Below are 18,178 nucleotides of genomic sequence, written 5' to 3'. Positions count from 1 at the left end.
AATAAGATGGAAGCAAAAATCTCGGTTCCCAAATATGAGCTGCGCGGTTTCAGCCTGTGGGGATTTCGCGATATGGCGCAGTGCATGGATTTTCTGTTCGACGGTGGCCACGTAAAGCGGGGCACGTTGGTTGCCATGAACGCCGAAAAAATCCTGACGGCGGAGCAGGACACTGAGCTGCATGCCTTGCTGGATGAGGCGGAGTACAAGTATGCCGACGGCATCAGCATGGTGCGGTCAATTCGGCGTAAATATCCGCATGCCGACGTCTCTCGGGTCGCCGGAGCCGATCTGTGGGAAGCGCTGATGCAACGCGCCGGACGTGAGGGAACACCGGTGTTTCTGATCGGCGGCAAGCCATCGGTGCTGGCGGAAACCGAACAGAAGCTGCGTGGTCAGTGGAATGTGAATCTGGTCGGTAGTCAGGACGGCTATTTCAAGCCGGAACAACGTGAACCCCTGTTTGAGCGCATTCGTGCCAGCGGGGCCGCTATAGTGACGGTCGCGATGGGATCGCCAAAACAGGAAATCCTGATGCGTGACTGTCGCAAGGTGCATCCGCAAGCGTTGTATATGGGCGTAGGCGGGACCTACGACGTATTCACCGGGCACGTTAAGCGTGCGCCAAAGGTCTGGCAGAACCTCGGCCTGGAGTGGCTCTACAGGCTGCTCAGCCAGCCGAGCCGCATCGGACGTCAACTGCGGTTGCTGAAGTTCGTGAGTTACTATTATCGCGGCAAGATGTAATGCAAGCGACGGGGCGGATTATTCTGCCCCGGCGCAATGAATTGTTTAATTAATCTGCTTTGTGACCAATTATCCAGCATTCTATAACCTCAGTCGCTAAACCCCTCCATGTTTATGCCATAAAGTTTTAAATTGCGGTTTGCTTATAGCGGCAAAATGCGAAACGATACCGCCCTGAAATTTCCCCCAGCTGTTGGCGCCAGATGTGGCCGCATTGAACGACGTTTTTCTCCGCCGTAAGACCGTCCTATCACAAGCTGATGTCCGCCTGAGCGGCGGGAGATGATTTGCGCTATTTTTCAATAAAACAATAACGACCGGTACACGGCCGGCATGCAGACACAATCAAAAGAATATTATCGAGGATTTATGCCACACACTAAAAAACCGCAGGGGCTACACCGGGGGCTAGAAGCCCGGCATATTGAGCTGATTGCTCTGGGCGGCACCATTGGCGTTGGCCTGTTTATGGGCTCGGCCAGCACGCTGAAATGGGCGGGGCCGTCAGTATTATTGGCTTATATCATCGCCGGGCTGTTCGTGTTCTTTATTATGCGTTCGATGGGCGAGATGCTGTTCCTTGAACCGGTCGCGGGTTCCTTTGCTGTTTATGCCCATAAATACATGAGTCCTTACTTTGGCTATCTGACCGCCTGGGGCTATTGGTTTATGTGGATTGCCGTCGGCATCTCGGAAATTACCGCCATTGGGGTCTACGTGCAGTTCTGGTTCCCGGAGATCCCGCAGTGGCTGCCGGCGCTGATCGCGGTGGCGATGGTAGCGCTGGCTAACGTGGCGGCGGTACGCCTGTACGGCGAACTGGAGTTTTGGTTTGCCATGATTAAGGTGACCACCATCATTGTGATGATTCTGGTCGGGCTGGGGGTGATCCTGTTTGGCTTTGGCAATGGGGGACAACCTATCGGCTTTGCCAACCTGAGCGAGCACGGCGGTTTCTTTGCCGGCGGCTGGAAGGGTTTCCTGTTTGCGCTGTGTATTGTCGTGGCGTCCTATCAGGGGGTTGAGCTGGTCGGCATTACCGCCGGTGAGGCCAAGAATCCGCAGGTGACACTGAAACGCGCGATTAACAACATCCTGTGGCGCATTCTGATCTTCTACGTCGGCGCCATTTTTGTCATTGTCACCATCTTCCCATGGAACGGTATCGGCACCATCGGCAGCCCATTTGTGCTGACCTTCGCCAAAATCGGCATCGTTGCCGCCGCCGGCATCATTAACTTCGTGGTGTTGACCGCGGCCCTCTCTGGCTGTAATAGCGGTATGTATAGTGGGGGGCGTATGCTGTACGCGCTGGCCAAGAACCGTCAACTGCCTGCCTCGCTGACCAGGCTGTCTGCCAGCGGCGTGCCGGTGAACTGTATTGCCGTGACCATCGCCTGCCTGTTGGTCGGCTCTGGCCTGAATTATCTGATCCCCAATCCGCAGGCGGTGTTTGTCTATGTCTACAGCGCCAGCGTGCTGCCGGGCATGGTGCCGTGGTTTGTGGTGCTGATTAGCCAGCTGTATTTCCGCCGAGCCCATAAAGAAGCGATCAAAACCCACAGCTTTAAGTCGATTATGTTCCCCTATGTGAACTATCTGACCATCGCTTTCCTGATCTGCGTGCTGATCGGCATGGGAATTAACCCAGATACTCGAATTTCTTTGCTGGTTGGGGCGATATTCTTGGCGGCAGTCAGCCTGTGCTACTTTGCTTTTGGTATGCACAAGAAACATCATCCGGCTGAAAAACGGACAGAAACCCAGCAGTAACCGGTGAAAAAGGGCTACGGATAGCCCTTTCCTGCTCAGTAGTGAGCAAAGCGTAATCAAACGCAACATTTCTGCGAAAAAGCACTAGACAGGATTGGGTTAAAACCGTAGTATCCCCTCCCGCAACGGCGCTATGCGCCCGTAGCTCAGCTGGATAGAGCGCTGCCCTCCGGAGGCAGAGGTCTCAGGTTCGAATCCTGTCGGGCGCACCATTAAGTTTGTGTGCAAGAGCTGCGGTGGTAGTATTACCGCGTGAAGTAGTTAAGAAGTAATGGTGGCTATAGCTCAGTTGGTAGAGCCCTGGATTGTGATTCCAGTTGTCGTGGGTTCGAGTCCCATTAGCCACCCCACTTCCTAAGAGAAGTGAAGAATTGTAAGCTGTTTTGTGGCAGTGCGAAGGTGGCGGAATTGGTAGACGCGCTAGCTTCAGGTGTTAGTGTTCTTACGGACGTGAGGGTTCAAGTCCCTCTCTTCGCACCACACACAAAATGTCTAATAAATTTAATATTTACATAGACATAAGCAATAAGATTCAGTAGTATCTGCAACAAGAAATCGGCGAGTAGCGCAGCTTGGTAGCGCAACTGGTTTGGGACCAGTGGGTCGGAGGTTCGAATCCTCTCTCGCCGACCACATTCAAGAAAACCCGCTTTATAGCGGGTTTTTTTACATCTGTAGTTTATAGGATGAGAACCTTCGAAGGAGGTTTGAGCCGAGCGAAGCGAGACAACGTTGCTTTAGCAACGGCCCGCAGGGCAGCATCGCAGATGCAGTAATCCTCTCTCGCCGACCACATTCAAAGAAACCGACGAAAGTCGGTTTCTTTACGCCTGTAGTTTATGAGGATGAGCACCTCCGAAGGAGGTTTGAGCGCAGCGCAGCGAGACCACGTTGCTTTAGCAACTGCCCGCAGGGCAAGCATCAAAGATGCGCGTAATCCTCTTTCTCCGACCATTTTCAGAAAAGCCCGTTCAGTAATGAACGGGCTTTTCGCTTTCTGCCATTCGGCACACCTCATTTCTAACTTCCTGCTGTCCTGCTTTTGGTTTCTGGGCCCGTGTTGGCTTTCAGCGACATTGGTATAGTGCATTGTCGCCAGGTTGAGACATATAACTTTATGATTTAATAAGATAAAAATCACTTTGGCTTAAGTCGTCGTTATAAGGCGACATATCTGCTGGGGTCAGGGAGAGAGCGGGGTAGCACCCGATGAGAAGCTCTTGATTTATTTTGACGTTTAAATTTATTTAAATTCAATTAGTTAAATTATTTTATCCAAGCGAAAAGACACTTTTCCCAAAGTTGGCACGCCAAGTGCAATATCTACTCTGTAGATGCTCATTCCACCTCTTATGTTTGCTTAGGCTTCATAAACCCTGGGAATGACGCAGAGCCGATTTAAGGTGCCTATTGCCCACCAGAACGATGTCAGCGTTGCTTGCAGCCGCAGACATCACACTCCGGGCATAACGTTGAGTGAGGCACCGCCCCTGTTGTCCTAGACCTGATTGTTTTTTTATACACTTGCCACTGCGGCAAGTGTTTTTTTTTGCCTAATACCCATCATATTTGAAGCCACAGCCGCGTTGACTGCGCGCTCTCACCCCAGTCACTTGGTGGACAAAGCTCCTGGGGATTCGTGAGCTTGCCGCCTTGCTGTGACTCCAACTATCTTGGGTATAAGCAACGTTGGATAAAAAAGGCGCGACCAGGGGGCGCGCCTTGAGGACAATGCATTGCCGGCGTTACTCGCCGTTCTGCTTCAGGGTCAACATCAAACCTTCACGACGCATTTGGGCCGCTTCATCCGAGCGGTGCAGCTTATCCAGCACGTCCGCCAACCAGGCGTAGTCGTAGGCATCTGGACGCTGTTTCAATGCTTCCCGGAATGCATCGGCGGCCTGTTGCCATTCGCCATGCTTCATCAATAGCTGACCCAGCGTGCTGTTGAGCAGTGGTGTGGCACCATGCAGCTTCACCTGCTGGCGCAGCGCTTTTTCCAACTGCTGAGGATTGCCGGACTTCAGGCGCGGGATCAACAGCACCAGACGCTCATCGTACTGGCGCTTCAGGCTATCGATCACGATTTCCTGCGCCAATTCATGGTCATTGCATTCGATCAGGTGATCCACCATCGCAATTTGCAGCGGAACTTCATGGCGAGTTTTGCGGCTCTGATCTTTCCACCAGCGTTTCAGACCCTCGCTGCCTTCATCCGCCATGGCCTGATTCATCAGGCCAATATAGGCCTGCTGCTGCAGGGCCTGCAGTTCAGCCTCGGTATGCAGGTTGATCTTGCTCATCGACGTCAGGATTTCCAGCAACGAGGCAAAAGCGCCGGTGCGTAGATAAGCCAGCTCGGCCAGACGCAACACTTCCGGGTGACGCGGTGCCTGGTTCAGCAGGCGATCGACCCCGTGACGTGCGGCATGGTTTTCGCCCTGCGCCAGTTGGATGCGCACGCGGGTGATATCTACCGGCAACTGGTCAGTGTCAGCGGCTTCGGCGGCGCGTTCCAGGTATTGGTTAGTGCGGAAATCGTCACCGCGCTGCTGCGCGGCCTCGGCGGCCAGCAGATAGTTAACCACCGGCTGTTCGGCGTGATCGGCGTTGCGCGTCAGCAGTTTTTCGACCTGCTTGTAATCGCCTTCGGCCAGTTTGATCAGCGCGGCCTTGGTTTGCTTGCGCGCACGGCTACGTTTGCGCCCCAGGAACCAGCCGCGGGTGTGAGCACCGGTGCGGAAGATGCGACGCAGGATCCATTCGATCACCAGCAGCACGACAAACAGCAGGACGCCCATGATCACCAGGCCGGTGACGCTGGTTTCGATATTGTAGTTATCGGTCTGAATCAGCACATAGCCTTGATGGCCGGCCAACATCGGCCCGACGACCACGCTGGCGATCAGCACCAGGAACAGAAATAGCACGCGTAACATGGCTTATCCCTCCTGATGAGCGGCAGGGGACTGGGTCATCAGATTACGCACCCGGCTCTGCATCAGTTTTTCCAGCAGTGGCTGGCTTTTCAACTGATCCGGCACGTCCATGGTGATTGACTGCTGGCTCAGGGCATCCAACTCTTCCAGGAAAGCTTTCGTGGCCGGGTCGGTGGTATCAAAGTAGGCGCGGAGCCAGGTAGAGATGGTTTCCAACGACTGTTTATACACTTCGTTCTGGTGGCGTGGGATCGCCTGAGCGGCGACCAGCAGGCGCGAACGGATATTCTCGCGCAGGTAAATGTCCTGGTTCGGAGCCAGCAACGGTTCGGCACTGCTATCACGGCGTCGAACGGTAATAAAGTCGGCCATAAAGTTGTGCCAGCTTTTGGTCAGGTTTTGCCGCCATTCGCTGATTGAACTCGATAGCTCATTGCTGTCCTGATCCATCGGCGCTTCGTCACTGTCGTTATCCGCCAGGCGCAGGTTATCAACCTGATTGGATAACTGATTGGTCTTGAGAATGATACCGTCGAAATCCACCTGGGTCAGGGTGGACAGCGTGCTGATGTCTTCGGTGATGGCGCGACGCACCTCGAGCAGGCTTGGGTCGTTCATGTCCGCCAGGCTGGCGTCGGCGCTTTTCAACAGCGTCGCTGCACTGGTCACGTCCTGATCGCTCCAAAGTTTGCGCCCGGCCATTTTCACCAGGAAATCGGCCTGCGCCAGTAACCAGGTCTTGGCGTCGCTGCCGGAGATGATGGCGACTTTTTCTTGCAGTTCACTCAGTTGTCGCGTCAGGGTCGCTTGCTCGCGGTCGGCGGCATCCAGCGTTTTTCCCTGTTGCTGTAACAGGCCTTCCAGCGCATTTTTTTCCTGCTGTTGGCTCTGTTTCAGCGCTTCGAGCTGCTGCTGCAAGTTTTGATTGGCGGCGATCAGCTGCTGTGCCTGTCGATGTGTGTGGTAATAGCCAGCCGCGCCAAGGGCAATAACCAGCACGATGGCGATTGCGCCCAATACCGGGCCGGTATTTTTACCTTTACGCGGGTTAGCGTCTGGTGGCTTGGGGCTATCAGCCACTGGGGTTGGCTCTTCAACCGGGGCGGAGGGGGTATTTTGTTCCGTCATAGTGGCACATCCCATAGTCAGGTTTATTGTAGCGCGCGGATCAGCGCGTCATTATCGGCGTTATCAGCTACCCGAATTGTGCTCCAGCCCAATTCCTGGGCGAGGGTAGCCAGGCGTTCACTCACCACTACCAGGCGGCAACGTAACAGCCACGATGAACGGTAGTAATCAGGAACTAAAGTATAGAGCTGTTGTAACATTTCACCGCTGGTGACTACCAGCGTATCAACACCGGCACGTTGCCAGTGGGCACTTTGCTCGCTGCCATCATAGTGCACCGGGCTGCGTTGATAACATTCATAATAGCTGACGGCGGCGCCGCGCTCATTCAGGCTGTTGCCGAGCAGCTCACGCCCGCCATTGCCGCGCAGGATCAATGCCTGTTTACCGTCCAGCTTCTGCAAAGCCGGCAACAGAAGCAGCGTTTCGCTGATTTCCTGCTCGCGCGGATATTCCACCGGCAGGCTGCTGATGCGGTGCATCGCCAGTGCGGTGTTACGGCCGATAGCATAATAGGTCAACCGGGCAGGCCAGGGCAGCCCAACGCGACCCATCACCGAGTTGGCGTAGCTGACCGAATGTTGCGACAGGATAAACACCAAATCGCCATCATTGAGTTGCTGCAACGCCTGCGGCAGTTTGGGCAGATCGCCGCCAGGGGCGAAGTCGATCAGCGGGGCATGATAGGCAACCCGGCCGAGCGCACGCAGTCGGCTAACCAATTGCTCTCCCGAAGGAGAAGGGCGGGTTACCAGAATCGTCATGCTGGAGGATTCCCCTGATAAACATCCTGTAGAATTTCGCGAGCGCCGCGTGCCAGCAACTCTTCAGCCAGCTCAATGCCCATTTGTTCTGCCAGCGCTGCCGGGCCGCGACGTTCACCGCGCACCATCTGACTACCGTCCGGGGAGCCTACCAGCGCACGCAGCCACAGGCTGTCGCCATCGAGTTCGGCATAGCTGCCGATCGGCACCTGGCAACCGCCTTCCAACCGGGTATTCATCGCACGTTCGGCACGAACGCGAGTTTCGGTGACGACGTGATTGAGTGGGGCCAGTAACGCACGGGTGGTTTCATCGTCGAGACGGCACTCAATGCCCACTGCACCCTGACCGACCGCCGGCAAGCACTCTTCCGGGCTCAGCGGGCTGCGGATGCGTTGTTCCAGTCCCAGGCGCTTGAGCCCGGCGACTGCCAGAATAATGGCGTCGTAATCCCCGTTGTCCAGCTTTGACAAGCGGGTGCCAACGTTGCCGCGCAGATCGCGCACGATCAGGTCCGGACGACGCTCACGTAACTGGCACTGGCGGCGCAGGCTGGAGGTGCCGACCACGCTGCCCTGTGGCAGTTGATCCAGCGAGGCGAAACGATTGGATACAAATGCGTCGCGTGGATCGTCGCGCTCGCAAATGGTCACCAAACCCAGGCCGGCGGGGAAATCTACCGGGACGTCTTTCATCGAATGGACGGCGATATCGGCGCGGCCATCGAGTAACGCCAGCTCAAGTTCCTTAACAAACAGCCCTTTACCACCGACTTTCGCCAGTGGCGTATCCAGAATAATGTCGCCTCGCGTCACCATTGGCACCAGTTCGACCTGCAGGCCGGGGTGGCTGGCCATCAGGCGCTGCTGCACATAATGTGCCTGCCAGAGAGCGAGTGGGCTTTGTCGGGTGGCAATTCGAATAATTTTGTCTAACATGCTTGGTACCGTTTTTATAATTCGCCGTTCATCCTACCACTGCGTGTGAAAACTGTCAGTGCAAGAAGCCGCAGGCGAAGAAAGGACAACGGAATCAACGGGACGTGTGATGTGTTTTGGGGCAGTTAACACTGCGGGTAAATCGTTTGGAATGGCGCTACAATAATAGTGAAGCGTTACTTCCTTTACGGTCAATCAGCAAGGTGTTAGATTGATCACGTTTCCAGCAATAAGTTGCCAAATATTCTTCCAACACTAACGGCGCTTAAGGAATACGGGTTTTTTTCTAAATACCGGGATAATCAGGCGAGACGTCTTGTACCTCTACATCGAGACACTGAAGCAGAGACTGGATGCGATCAATCAATTACGAATCGATCGCGCCCTAGCGGCCATGAAGCCCGCGTTCCAACGGGTATACAGTCTGCTGCCTACCTTATTGCACCACCACCACCCACTGATGCCAGGTTATCTGAACGGTAACGTTCCCCATGGCGTTTGTATCTACACGCCTGATGAAACCCAGCAAGATTACCTCAACGATTTAGAAGACAAATGGGGCAGCCCGTTTGACAAACCGGCCAGCGGTGAACTGCCGATTACCGGGGTTTACTCGATGGGCAGCACCTCGTCGATCGGCCAGAGTTGTAGCTCGGATCTCGACATCTGGGTGTGCCACCAGTCTTGGCTGGATAACGAAGAGCGTAACCGCCTGCAGCAGAAATGCAGCCTGTTGGAAAAATGGGCGGCGTCGATGGGGGTCGAGGTCAGCTTCTTCCTGATCGATGAAAACCGCTTCCGCCATAACGAAAGCGGTAGCCTGGGCGGTGAAGACTGCGGTTCTACCCAACATATCCTGCTGCTGGACGAATTTTACCGTACCGCGGTGCGCTTGGCAGGCAAACGTATTTTGTGGAACATGGTGCCGGGCGAAGAAGAAGCGCACTACGATGAGTATGTGTTGTCGTTGTACTCGCAAGGCGCGTTAACGCCAAATGAATGGCTGGATCTCGGTGGTTTGGGTACGCTGTCGGCGGAAGAATACTTCGGTGCTAGCCTGTGGCAATTGTACAAAAGTATCGACTCGCCTTACAAGGCGGTGCTGAAGACCCTGTTACTGGAAGCTTATTCCTGGGAATACCCGAATACTCAACTGTTGGCGATGGACATCAAACAGCGCCTGCATCAGGGTGAGATCGTCTGCTTTGGTCTTGACGCCTACTGTATGATGCTCGAACGCGTCACGCATTATCTGAACGCCATCAATGATACCACCCGCCTTGATCTGGTCCGCCGCTGTTTCTACCTGAAAGTCTGTGAAAAACTGTCGCGTGCCAACGCATGCGTCGGCTGGCGTCGTGAGATCCTCAGCCAGTTGGTCAGTGAATGGGGCTGGGACGAAGAGCGTCTGGCTATCCTGGATAATCGCGCCAACTGGAAAATCGGACGGGTGCGGGAAGCGCACAACGAACTGCTGGATGCGATGATGCAAAGCTACCGCAACCTGATCCGCTTCGCCCGTCGCAACAACCTCAGCGTCAGCGCCAGCCCGCAGGATATCGGCGTGCTGACCCGCAAGCTGTACGCCGCGTTTGAAGCGCTGCCCGGCAAGGTGACGTTGGTGAACCCGCAGATTTCGCCGGACCTGTCAGAAGACGACTTGACCTTTATTCACGTGCCGGTTGGCCGCGCCAACCGTACCGGCTGGTACCTGTACAACCAGGCGCCGGCCATGGACTCGATCGTCAGCCATCAACCGCTGGAATATAACCGCTACCTGAACAAACTGGTGGCCTGGGCTTATTTCAATGGCCTGCTGACGCCGAAGACCCGTTTGCATATCAAGAGCGGCAATCTGTGCGATACCGCTAAACTGCAGGAACTGGTGGCCGACGTGTCGCACCACTTCCCGCTGCGGCTGGCGGCACCCACGCCCAAAGCCTTGTACAGCCCGTGTGAAATTCGCCATCTGGCGATTATCGTCAATCTGGAAAACGATCCGACTGCCGCCTTCCGCAATCAGGTGGTGCATTTCGATTTCCGCAAGCTCGATGTGTTCAGCTTTGGCCAGCAACAACAGTGCCTGGTGGGCAGTATCGATCTGCTGTACCGCAACTCCTGGAACGAAGTGCGTACTCTGCATTTCAGCGGTGAGCAATCGGTGTTGGAAGCCTTGAAAACCATTCTCGGCAAAATGCATCAGGACGCCGCCCCACCGGAATCGGTAGAGGTGTTCTGCTACAGCCAGCATCTGCGCGGTTTAATCCGTACCCGTATTCAGCAGCTGGTGTCAGAGTGCATTGAACTGCGCTTGTCCAGCACCCGACTGGAACCGGGCCGCTTTAAAGCGGTGCGGGTTGCCGGTCAGACCTGGGGCCTGTTCTTTGAGCGGCTGAGTGTGTCGGTGCAAAAGCTGGAAAACGCGGTGGAATTTTACGGGGCGATTTCCAACAACAAATTGCATGGCCTGTCGATCAAAGTGGAAACCGATCAGGTGCATTTGCCGCCGGTAGTGGATGGCTTCGCCAGTGAGGGGATCATTCAATTCTTCTTTGAAGACACTTCGGACGACAAAGGCTTTAACATCTATATTCTGGATGAGTCGAACCGGGTTGAGGTTTATCACCATTGTGAAGGCAGTAAAGAGGAACTGGTGCGCGATGTCAGCCGTTTCTACTCTTCCTCGCACGATCGTTTCACTTACGGTTCCAGTTTTATCAACTTCAATTTGCCGCAGTTCTACCAGATAGTGCAGCTTGATGGACGCACTCAGGTGATTCCATTCCGCAGTAACGTGTTGTCGAGCCTGTGTGTTCCGCTGGCCGCCGGCGCGGCTCAGCCGCTGAAACAGCAGTTCCAGCTGCACTGACATCACAGGGGCTCAGTTAACTGAGCCCCTGTGAGTGCGGCTATTTTCAGGCAAATTTCACTTCTTCGCCGGCCTGTGCGCTGGCGGCTTCGCTTAGCAACGGATAAAACGCACGATCGCTGCGATCGCAAAGCCACACGCCATCACGGTAATTAAAGTGATAGCCGCCGGTCTTGGTTGCCAGCCAAACCTGATGCAGTGGCTCCTGGCGATTGATGACAATTTTTGTGCCATTTTCGAAGCTTAACGTCATTACGCCGCCGTTGGTTTCGTAATCGATATCCGCATCGCCGTCAAAATCGTCCAGTGTCTCTTCAATATTAAGCATCAGTTGGTCAGCCAACTGGTGAAACTCACTGTCGTTCATATTCAATTCCTATTGCTTTTCATGATCCACCTGCGATTATAGAGACCTTGGACGCATGAATTACAGGCATTAATGCAAATGAAAAAACAACTACGCTATGCGCTGATGGCAGTTCTGCTTGCCGGGCTCTCCGGCTGTGGTCTGAAAGGCCCGCTGTACTTCCCGCCGGCCGATCCGGCCAGCACTAAGAAACCGGCTACTCAGGTTCAGACCGGCGAACAGGTACAGAAAAATCAGCAGGAACTTTCCAGCTCTCAGCAAAAACCGTCGATGAGCGCTCAGTAACACCCTATTTGCGGCGGCACAGGCCACCGCAAACCAAGACGGATAGCGGAGTATGATATGCAGTTCTCCAAAATGCACGGTCTGGGCAACGACTTTATGGTGGTCGATGCCGTTACACAGAATGTCTATTTTTCACCCGAGCTGATCCGCCGTTTGGCCGATCGGCATCTGGGCGTTGGCTTTGACCAGCTGCTGGTGGTAGAACCGCCTTACGATCCGGAACTGGATTTCCACTACCGCATTTTTAACGCCGACGGCAGTGAAGTGGCGCAGTGCGGCAACGGCGCTCGCTGTTTTGCCCGCTTTGTGCGGCTGAAAGGGCTGACCAACAAGCGCGATATTCGCGTGAGCACCCAGACCGGGCGTATGGTGCTGAGTGTCACCGATGACGATTTGGTATGTGTGAACATGGGTGAGCCGAACTTCGATCCGCAGGCGGTGCCCTTTCGCGCGACCAAAGAAGAAAAGACTTACATTATGCGCGCGGCGGAACATACGGTGCTGTGCGGCGTGGTGTCGATGGGCAACCCGCATTGTGTTTTACAGGTGGATGATGTAAAAACCGCCAAGGTGGAATTGCTCGGGCCGGTGTTGGAAGGGCATGAGCGCTTCCCTGAGCGAGCCAATATTGGTTTTATGCAAATTGTCAGCCGTGAGCACATCAAATTGCGCGTGTATGAGCGCGGTGCCGGCGAAACCCAGGCCTGTGGAAGCGGTGCCTGCGCGGCAGTGGCAGTGGGGATCCAACAGGAATTGCTGTCAGAAGAGGTGCATGTAGAACTGCCGGGCGGCAGCCTGCATATTCGCTGGAAAGGACCGGGTAGTCCGCTGTTTATGACCGGTCCGGCAACCCATGTATATGACGGATTTATTCATCTATGAAGAGTGTTGAGGACCAGGCTGTCGCAGGCATCGAGCTTGACGACGACACCGTGATGCAGTTTCTGCTGCAAAACCCGGATTTCTTTATCCGCAATGCGCGGTTGGTGGAACAGATGCGCGTTCCCCATCCCGTTCGCGGTACCGTGTCGCTGGTCGAGTGGCATCTGGCCCGCCAGCGTAACCATATCAACCGGCTGGAAGAAGAAATCACCCTGCTGATGGAGCAGGCCAGCGCCAACGAAACGCTGTTTGCCAGCTTGCTGAATTTGCAGGCTAATCTGGCCACCGCCGACAGCCTGCAGGATATGCTTAATCGCCTGCAGCGTTGGGCGCGGGGTTTCGGTTTGGCCGGTGCCAATATTCGCCTGTTTTCTGAAAGCTGGAAAATCGGTGCGCCTTCCGATTTCACTCACCTTGCCCTGACGCGTTCGTCGTTCGAACCGCTGCGCATTCAGCGCCTGGGTGACCAACAGCATTTCCTCGGCAGCCTGAATGGCCCTGAGCTGCTGTTGCTGCTGCCCCAGGCCAAGTTGGTCGGTTCGGTAGCGCTGTCGATGCTGGGTGAAGACGGCGAACTGGGCATGGTGATTTTCAGCAGCCGCGATACACAACACTACCAGCAGGGTATGGGTACGGTGATGCTCAATCAACTGGCGCGTATGCTACCGGAACTGCTGGAACGCTGGGTCGAACGCGCATGACTCCGCTGGCGGCCAGCCTGCAACAGCCGGTGGACGCTTTTTTGCGCTATCTGAAGGTCGAGCGCCAGCTCAGCCCGCTCACCCAGCTGAGTTATTCGCGTCAACTGCAGGCGCTGCTGGCGCTGGCGCAGGACATTGGCGTTACGGAGTGGCCGCTGCTGGACGCTGCCAAAGTCCGTCAGCTTGCGGCACGCAGCAAACGTGCCGGATTACAGTCTTCCAGCCTCGCACTGCGCCTGTCGGCATTACGCAGTTTTCTCGACTGGCAGGTCAGCCAGGGTATGCTGATTGCCAACCCCGCCAAAGGGATCCGAACGCCAAGTAGCGGCCGTCATCTGCCGAAGAACATCGACGTCGATGAAATGAATCAGCTGCTGAATATCGATCTTAACGATCCGTTGGCGGTGCGCGATCGCGCCATGCTTGAAGTCATGTACGGTGCCGGGCTGCGTCTTTCGGAATTGGTGGGGCTCGATTGCCGCCATGTCGATCTGGCCGCCGGTGAAATCTGGGTGTTGGGGAAGGGCAGCAAGGAACGCAAGCTGCCGGTGGGCCGCACTGCAGTGACCTGGCTTGAACATTGGCTGGCGATGCGCGATTTGTTCGGGCCATCAGACGATGCCATGTTCCTGTCTAATCAGGGCAAGCGCATCTCGACCCGCAACGTGCAAAAGCGTTTTGCCGAGTGGGGCGTCAAACAGGGCGTTAACAGCCATATCCATCCGCACAAGCTACGCCACTCATTTGCCACCCATATGCTGGAATCGAGCGGCGATCTGCGTGCGGTGCAGGAGCTGCTCGGTCACGCCAATCTGACCACCACCCAAATCTACACCCACCTCGACTTTCAACATCTGGCGAACGTGTACGATGCTGCGCATCCACGCGCCAAACGGGGGAAATCCTGATGCATTTTTATCGTCCGTTACGACCGCTGGCAGCGCTGACTTTTGATCTGGACGACACGTTGTATGACAATCGGCCGGTGATCAAGCAGACCGAGCTGCAGTCGGTGGCCTTTTTGCAGAACTACCATCCTGGGCTGAACCACTTCCAGTCGGCAGATTTTCATCGCCTGCGCCAGGAACTGCGTGAGCAGGATCCGGAAATTTATCATGATGTCACCCAGTGGCGCTGGCGTGCTATCCATTTGGCGCTGAGCCGTCAGGGGCTGCGTGATGCCGAAGCCGCCGACGGTGCCGATGCGGCGATGCAGAACTTCGCGCTGTGGCGCAGTCGCATCGAGGTGCCGGACGCGACCCATACCACCCTGAAAGCACTGGGTGAACGTTTCCCGCTGGTGGCGATCACCAACGGCAATGCCGATCCAGCACTGTGCGGGCTGGATGGTTACTTCCAGTTTGTGCTGCGCTCCGGGCCAGATGGCCGCGCCAAGCCCTATCAGGACATGTATCAACTGGCCGCCGAGCGGTTGGGGGTAGCCCCTGAACGGATCCTTCACGTGGGTGATGATTTGACCACCGACGTCGCCGGGGCATTGCGTTCCGGCCTGCAGGCCTGTTGGATCAACGACCGCCAGCGCAGCCTGATGCAGGCCGCCGACAGCCGTCTGTTGCCACATATTGAGCTCACTCAGTTGGCATCGCTGACAGCATTGTTATAACCCCTTCATACTTGAAGCCGCAGCTGTGTTGGCTACGTGTACTCACCCCAGTCACTTACTTGAGTAAGCTCCTGGGGACTCACACACTTGCCGCCTTGCTGCAACTTCAATTATTTCGGGTATAATCCCAAATTGACTCTGTATAAATTCACAGTGGAATCGCATTTTTGACGCGCTTTCCCTTACCAATTAATGGTGCCTATGGACGTTTCCGATCTGCTCGACAGCCTGAATGAAAAACAACGCGAAGCCGTGGCGGCGCCACGTGGCAACCTGTTGGTACTGGCCGGCGCGGGCAGCGGTAAAACCCGGGTGCTGGTGCATCGCATCGCCTGGCTGCTGGCGGTAGAGAACTGCTCGCCGTATTCCATTATGGCGGTGACCTTTACCAACAAGGCGGCGGCGGAAATGCGCCACCGTATCGAACACTTGATTGGCACCAGCCAGGGCGGCATGTGGATTGGTACCTTCCACGGCCTGGCTCATCGGCTACTGCGCGCTCATCATTTGGATGCCAACTTGCCGCAAGATTTCCAAATTCTCGACAGCGACGACCAGTTCCGCCTGCTCAAGCGTATCGTCAAAGCGTTGAATATCGACGAAAAGCAATGGCCGCCGCGACAGGCAATGTGGTACATCAACGGCAAAAAAGATGAAGGCCTACGTCCGCAGCACGTTGAAACCTATAACAATCCGGTGGAGGCGACCTGGCTGCGTATCTACCAGGCCTATCAGGAAGCCTGTGATCGTGCCGGGCTGGTGGACTTTGCCGAACTGTTGCTGCGTGCGCACGAACTGTGGCTTAACAAGCCGCATATCCTCAATCATTACCGTGAACGTTTCACCAACGTGCTGGTGGACGAGTTTCAGGACACCAACAGCATTCAGTACGCCTGGATCCGCCTGCTGGCCGGCAATAACAGCAATGTGATGATCGTCGGTGACGATGACCAGTCGATCTACGGCTGGCGTGGCGCTCAGGTGGAGAATATCCAACGCTTCCTGAAGGATTTCCCCGGTGCGCAAAGCGTACTTCTGGAACAGAACTACCGTTCGACCAGCAATATCCTGAAATCGGCCAATACCCTGATCGCCAACAACGGCGGGCGCATGGGTAAAAACCTGTGGACTGAAGGCGGCGAAGGCGAGCCGATATCAGTCTACTGTGCCTTCAACGAACTGGATGAATCGCGCTTCGTGGTAGGCCGCATCAAAGCCTGGCAGGAAAACGGCGGTGCGCTGAATGACTGTGCCATCCTCTATCGCAGCAACGCCCAGTCACGGGTGCTGGAAGAGGCGCTGCTGCAAACGGCGATGCCATACCGTATTTACGGCGGGCAACGTTTCTTCGAGCGTCAGGAGATCAAGGATGCTCTGGCCTACCTGCGGCTGATCGCCAACCGCAACGATGACGCAGCGTTCGAACGCGTGGTGAATACGCCGACGCGCGGCATTGGCGACCGGACGCTGGACGAGGTGCGTCGTACGGCGCGCGATCGTCAATTGACCCTGTGGCAGGCCACTCGCGCACTGTTGCAGGACAAGGTGCTGGCCGGGCGTGCGGCATCTGCGCTGCAACGCTTTACCGAACTGGTGGACTCACTGGCGCACGAAACCGCCGATATGCCGCTGCACGTCCAGACCGATCGGGTGATCCGCGACTCGGGGCTGTTCATCATGTATGAGCAGGAGAAGGGCGAAAAAGGTCAGGCGCGTATCGAAAACCTTGAAGAACTGGTGACGGCAACGCGTCAGTACAGCTATCAGGATGAAGATCAGGATCTGATGCCGCTGCAGGCGTTTTTGTCACATGCCGCGCTGGAAGCGGGCGAGGGGCAGGCTGATGCTTATCAGGACGCGGTGCAGTTAATGACCCTGCACTCGGCGAAGGGGCTGGAGTTCCCGCAGGTGTTTATTGTCGGCATGGAAGAGGGGATGTTCCCGAGCCAGATGTCGCTGGACGAAGGCGGCAGGCTGGAAGAAGAGCGCCGCCTGGCCTACGTCGGGCTGACGCGCGCCATGCAGAAACTGACGCTGACCTATGCCGAAACCCGTCGTCTGTACGGCAAAGAGGTTTATCACCGGCCTTCACGTTTCATCGGTGAACTGCCGGAAGAGTGCGTGGAAGAAGTACGTTTGCGCGCCAGTGTCTCACGGCCGGCGAATCACCGCCGCATGGGCACGCCGATCAGTGAAAACGACACCGGTTACAAGCTGGGCCAGCGCGTGCGGCATCCCAAGTTTGGTGAAGGGACCATCGTCAATCTGGAAGGCAGCGGTGAACACAGCCGGCTGCAGATTGCTTTCCCGGGCGAAGGCATCAAGTGGCTGGTGGCCGCTTACGCCCGCCTGGAGGCGGTGTAACAAACAGAGCCGAACGTTTGCGGATAACAGCGCTGCAACTATACCCTATGGATTTCAAGTTGCAGCTAGGCGACCAGTTCGTTCATCCCCAGGAGCTTACTCGGGTAAGCGACTGGGGTGAATGAACGCAGTCAACAACGCTGTGGCTTGAAAGACGACGGGTTATAGTGGTCGCCAATTTGCGCGGTGGCGTACCAACGCATCACTGCTTCGGTACCTTCTGCCCCTTCCTGCGGTGCCCACGGCATGCAGTCTTCTTCCGACAGCGCCTGGTAAGGCCCTTGTTTCACTTCGAAAATCACGCCACCCGGATCAACCGACAGCACGGCATGCCAGGTAAACGCCGGCATCTCCAGCACTTTGGTTTCTTCACCGAGCAGGGTGCGCTGGGTGACGACGCCGTCCTCGTTAAACTGCAGCACCACAAAGCGGCCGCGCAGCGGTGTCAGCAGCTCCCAGGTTTGCGGATGGCGGTGGGGGCGGATATAGGTGCCGGGTTCCATGGCAATCGCCAGGCGCTGTACCGGGTCGCTCAACTCTTCGTGTAACGTACGGTGCGCGCGCAGGCGTGCCACTGTTGCGGCCTGTTCACTCATGCTGGTCAGGTCGTGGGCAGTAATTTGTTTCATCGGTAAAGTCCGCAAGCTTATCGTGGCCTAATCTTAGCAACATTCTCGGGCGTGGTCAGAGATCGTCGCAGCTTTTTCGTTACCCTTTATCGCAGATTTTGCTGATTTTCCCCCATCGGTTTTAGCGATGAATTGTTGCGCAATTATCGCGCCTAACCGGTTGACAGG

General features: G+C 55.8%; 15 protein-coding genes, 4 tRNA genes and 2 other RNA genes. 15 read left to right on the top strand and 6 right to left on the bottom strand.

The window, feature by feature from the left end:
• The first annotated feature begins 6 nt into the window (after positions 1-6).
• The 8 genes from wecG to ACUTQ5_RS17075 all read left to right on the top strand — a co-directional run bounded on the left by wecG (position 7) and on the right by ACUTQ5_RS17075 (position 3,474).
• Positions 7-747 carry a lipopolysaccharide N-acetylmannosaminouronosyltransferase gene (wecG, locus tag ACUTQ5_RS17110; protein WP_445652215.1) on the top strand — a complete coding sequence of 247 codons (741 nt, stop codon included), beginning with the start codon at positions 7-9 and terminating at the stop codon, positions 745-747.
• Between the two features lie 369 nt (positions 748-1,116).
• The gene (gene thrP, locus ACUTQ5_RS17105) at positions 1,117-2,520 is read left to right on the top strand and encodes a bifunctional threonine/serine APC transporter ThrP (RefSeq protein ID WP_445652214.1); all 1,404 of its coding nucleotides are present in this window, start codon (positions 1,117-1,119) and stop codon (positions 2,518-2,520) included.
• 135 nt (positions 2,521-2,655) lie between these two features.
• Positions 2,656-2,732, top strand: a tRNA-Arg gene (locus ACUTQ5_RS17100).
• A gap of 62 nt (positions 2,733-2,794) precedes the next feature.
• A tRNA-His gene (locus ACUTQ5_RS17095) sits at positions 2,795-2,870 on the top strand.
• 43 nt (positions 2,871-2,913) lie between these two features.
• A tRNA-Leu gene (locus tag ACUTQ5_RS17090) sits at positions 2,914-3,000 on the top strand.
• 76 nt (positions 3,001-3,076) lie between these two features.
• Positions 3,077-3,153 (top strand) — tRNA-Pro (locus ACUTQ5_RS17085).
• Between the two features lie 32 nt (positions 3,154-3,185).
• Positions 3,186-3,313: non-coding RNA, RtT sRNA (locus ACUTQ5_RS17080), on the top strand.
• Positions 3,314-3,344: 31 nt separating this feature from the next.
• Positions 3,345-3,474: non-coding RNA, RtT sRNA (locus ACUTQ5_RS17075), on the top strand.
• A 791-nt stretch (positions 3,475-4,265) separates the two neighbouring features.
• Here the strand turns inward: ACUTQ5_RS17075 and hemY are convergent.
• From hemY to hemC, 4 genes are read right to left on the bottom strand one after another with little or no spacing between them, the layout of a single operon-like run.
• Entirely contained in the window at positions 4,266-5,459 is a 1,194-nt protein-coding gene (gene hemY / locus ACUTQ5_RS17070) for a protoheme IX biogenesis protein HemY (RefSeq protein ID WP_445652213.1), read from the bottom strand.
• 3 nt (positions 5,460-5,462) lie between these two features.
• Positions 5,463-6,587, bottom strand: a complete 1,125-nt coding sequence (gene hemX, locus ACUTQ5_RS17065; protein ID WP_445652212.1) for a uroporphyrinogen-III C-methyltransferase — start codon at positions 6,585-6,587, stop codon at positions 5,463-5,465.
• 23 nt (positions 6,588-6,610) lie between these two features.
• Positions 6,611-7,351, bottom strand: coding sequence for a uroporphyrinogen-III synthase (gene hemD / locus ACUTQ5_RS17060; protein ID WP_445652211.1), 741 nt, complete (start codon positions 7,349-7,351; stop codon positions 6,611-6,613).
• Positions 7,348-8,289, bottom strand: coding sequence for a hydroxymethylbilane synthase (gene hemC, locus ACUTQ5_RS17055; protein ID WP_445652210.1), 942 nt, complete (start codon positions 8,287-8,289; stop codon positions 7,348-7,350). Before hemC ends, hemD begins: the two co-directional genes overlap by 4 nt.
• Positions 8,290-8,605: 316 nt before the next feature.
• On the opposite strand from hemC, the gene ACUTQ5_RS17050 reads away from it, so the two are divergent.
• The gene (locus tag ACUTQ5_RS17050) at positions 8,606-11,158 is read left to right on the top strand and encodes a class I adenylate cyclase (protein ID WP_445652209.1); all 2,553 of its coding nucleotides are present in this window, start codon (positions 8,606-8,608) and stop codon (positions 11,156-11,158) included.
• Between the two features lie 46 nt (positions 11,159-11,204).
• Here the strand turns inward: ACUTQ5_RS17050 and cyaY are convergent, their stop codons facing one another.
• On the bottom strand, positions 11,205-11,525 hold the full coding sequence (gene cyaY / locus ACUTQ5_RS17045; RefSeq protein WP_012004651.1) for an iron donor protein CyaY: 321 nt from the start codon (positions 11,523-11,525) through the stop codon (positions 11,205-11,207).
• Positions 11,526-11,603: 78 nt separating this feature from the next.
• Between cyaY and lptM the strand changes: the two genes are divergently transcribed.
• The 6 genes from lptM to uvrD all read left to right on the top strand — a co-directional run bounded on the left by lptM (position 11,604) and on the right by uvrD (position 17,381).
• A complete protein-coding gene (lptM, locus tag ACUTQ5_RS17040) occupies positions 11,604-11,810 on the top strand; it encodes an LPS translocon maturation chaperone LptM (RefSeq protein ID WP_017891271.1) in 207 nt (68 codons plus the stop codon).
• A 57-nt stretch (positions 11,811-11,867) separates the two neighbouring features.
• A complete protein-coding gene (gene dapF, locus ACUTQ5_RS17035; RefSeq protein ID WP_020824769.1) occupies positions 11,868-12,692 on the top strand; it encodes a diaminopimelate epimerase in 825 nt (274 codons plus the stop codon).
• Positions 12,689-13,393, top strand: a complete 705-nt coding sequence (locus ACUTQ5_RS17030) for a DUF484 domain-containing protein (RefSeq protein WP_445652208.1) — start codon at positions 12,689-12,691, stop codon at positions 13,391-13,393. The genes dapF and ACUTQ5_RS17030 overlap by 4 nt, the downstream gene beginning before the upstream one ends.
• On the top strand, positions 13,390-14,301 hold the full coding sequence (xerC, locus tag ACUTQ5_RS17025) for a tyrosine recombinase XerC (RefSeq protein WP_445652207.1): 912 nt from the start codon (positions 13,390-13,392) through the stop codon (positions 14,299-14,301). The genes ACUTQ5_RS17030 and xerC overlap by 4 nt, the downstream gene beginning before the upstream one ends.
• Positions 14,301-15,017, top strand: a complete 717-nt coding sequence (gene yigB, locus ACUTQ5_RS17020) for a 5-amino-6-(5-phospho-D-ribitylamino)uracil phosphatase YigB (protein WP_445652206.1) — start codon at positions 14,301-14,303, stop codon at positions 15,015-15,017. The genes xerC and yigB overlap by 1 nt, the downstream gene beginning before the upstream one ends.
• A 201-nt stretch (positions 15,018-15,218) precedes the next feature.
• Positions 15,219-17,381 (top strand): DNA helicase II, encoded by a 2,163-nt coding sequence (gene uvrD, locus ACUTQ5_RS17015; RefSeq protein ID WP_218218128.1) that lies wholly within the window; start codon positions 15,219-15,221, stop codon positions 17,379-17,381.
• A gap of 131 nt (positions 17,382-17,512) precedes the next feature.
• On the opposite strand, the gene ACUTQ5_RS17010 is transcribed toward uvrD, so the two are convergent.
• Positions 17,513-18,010 (bottom strand): WbuC family cupin fold metalloprotein, encoded by a 498-nt coding sequence (locus ACUTQ5_RS17010; RefSeq protein ID WP_445652205.1) that lies wholly within the window; start codon positions 18,008-18,010, stop codon positions 17,513-17,515.
• Positions 18,011-18,178 lie beyond the last annotated feature (168 nt).

This window comes from Serratia sp. NA_112.1 (assembly GCF_052691715.1).
Note: the sequence above shows the minus strand (reverse complement) of the source record. Positions and strands in the feature narration are given on the sequence as shown.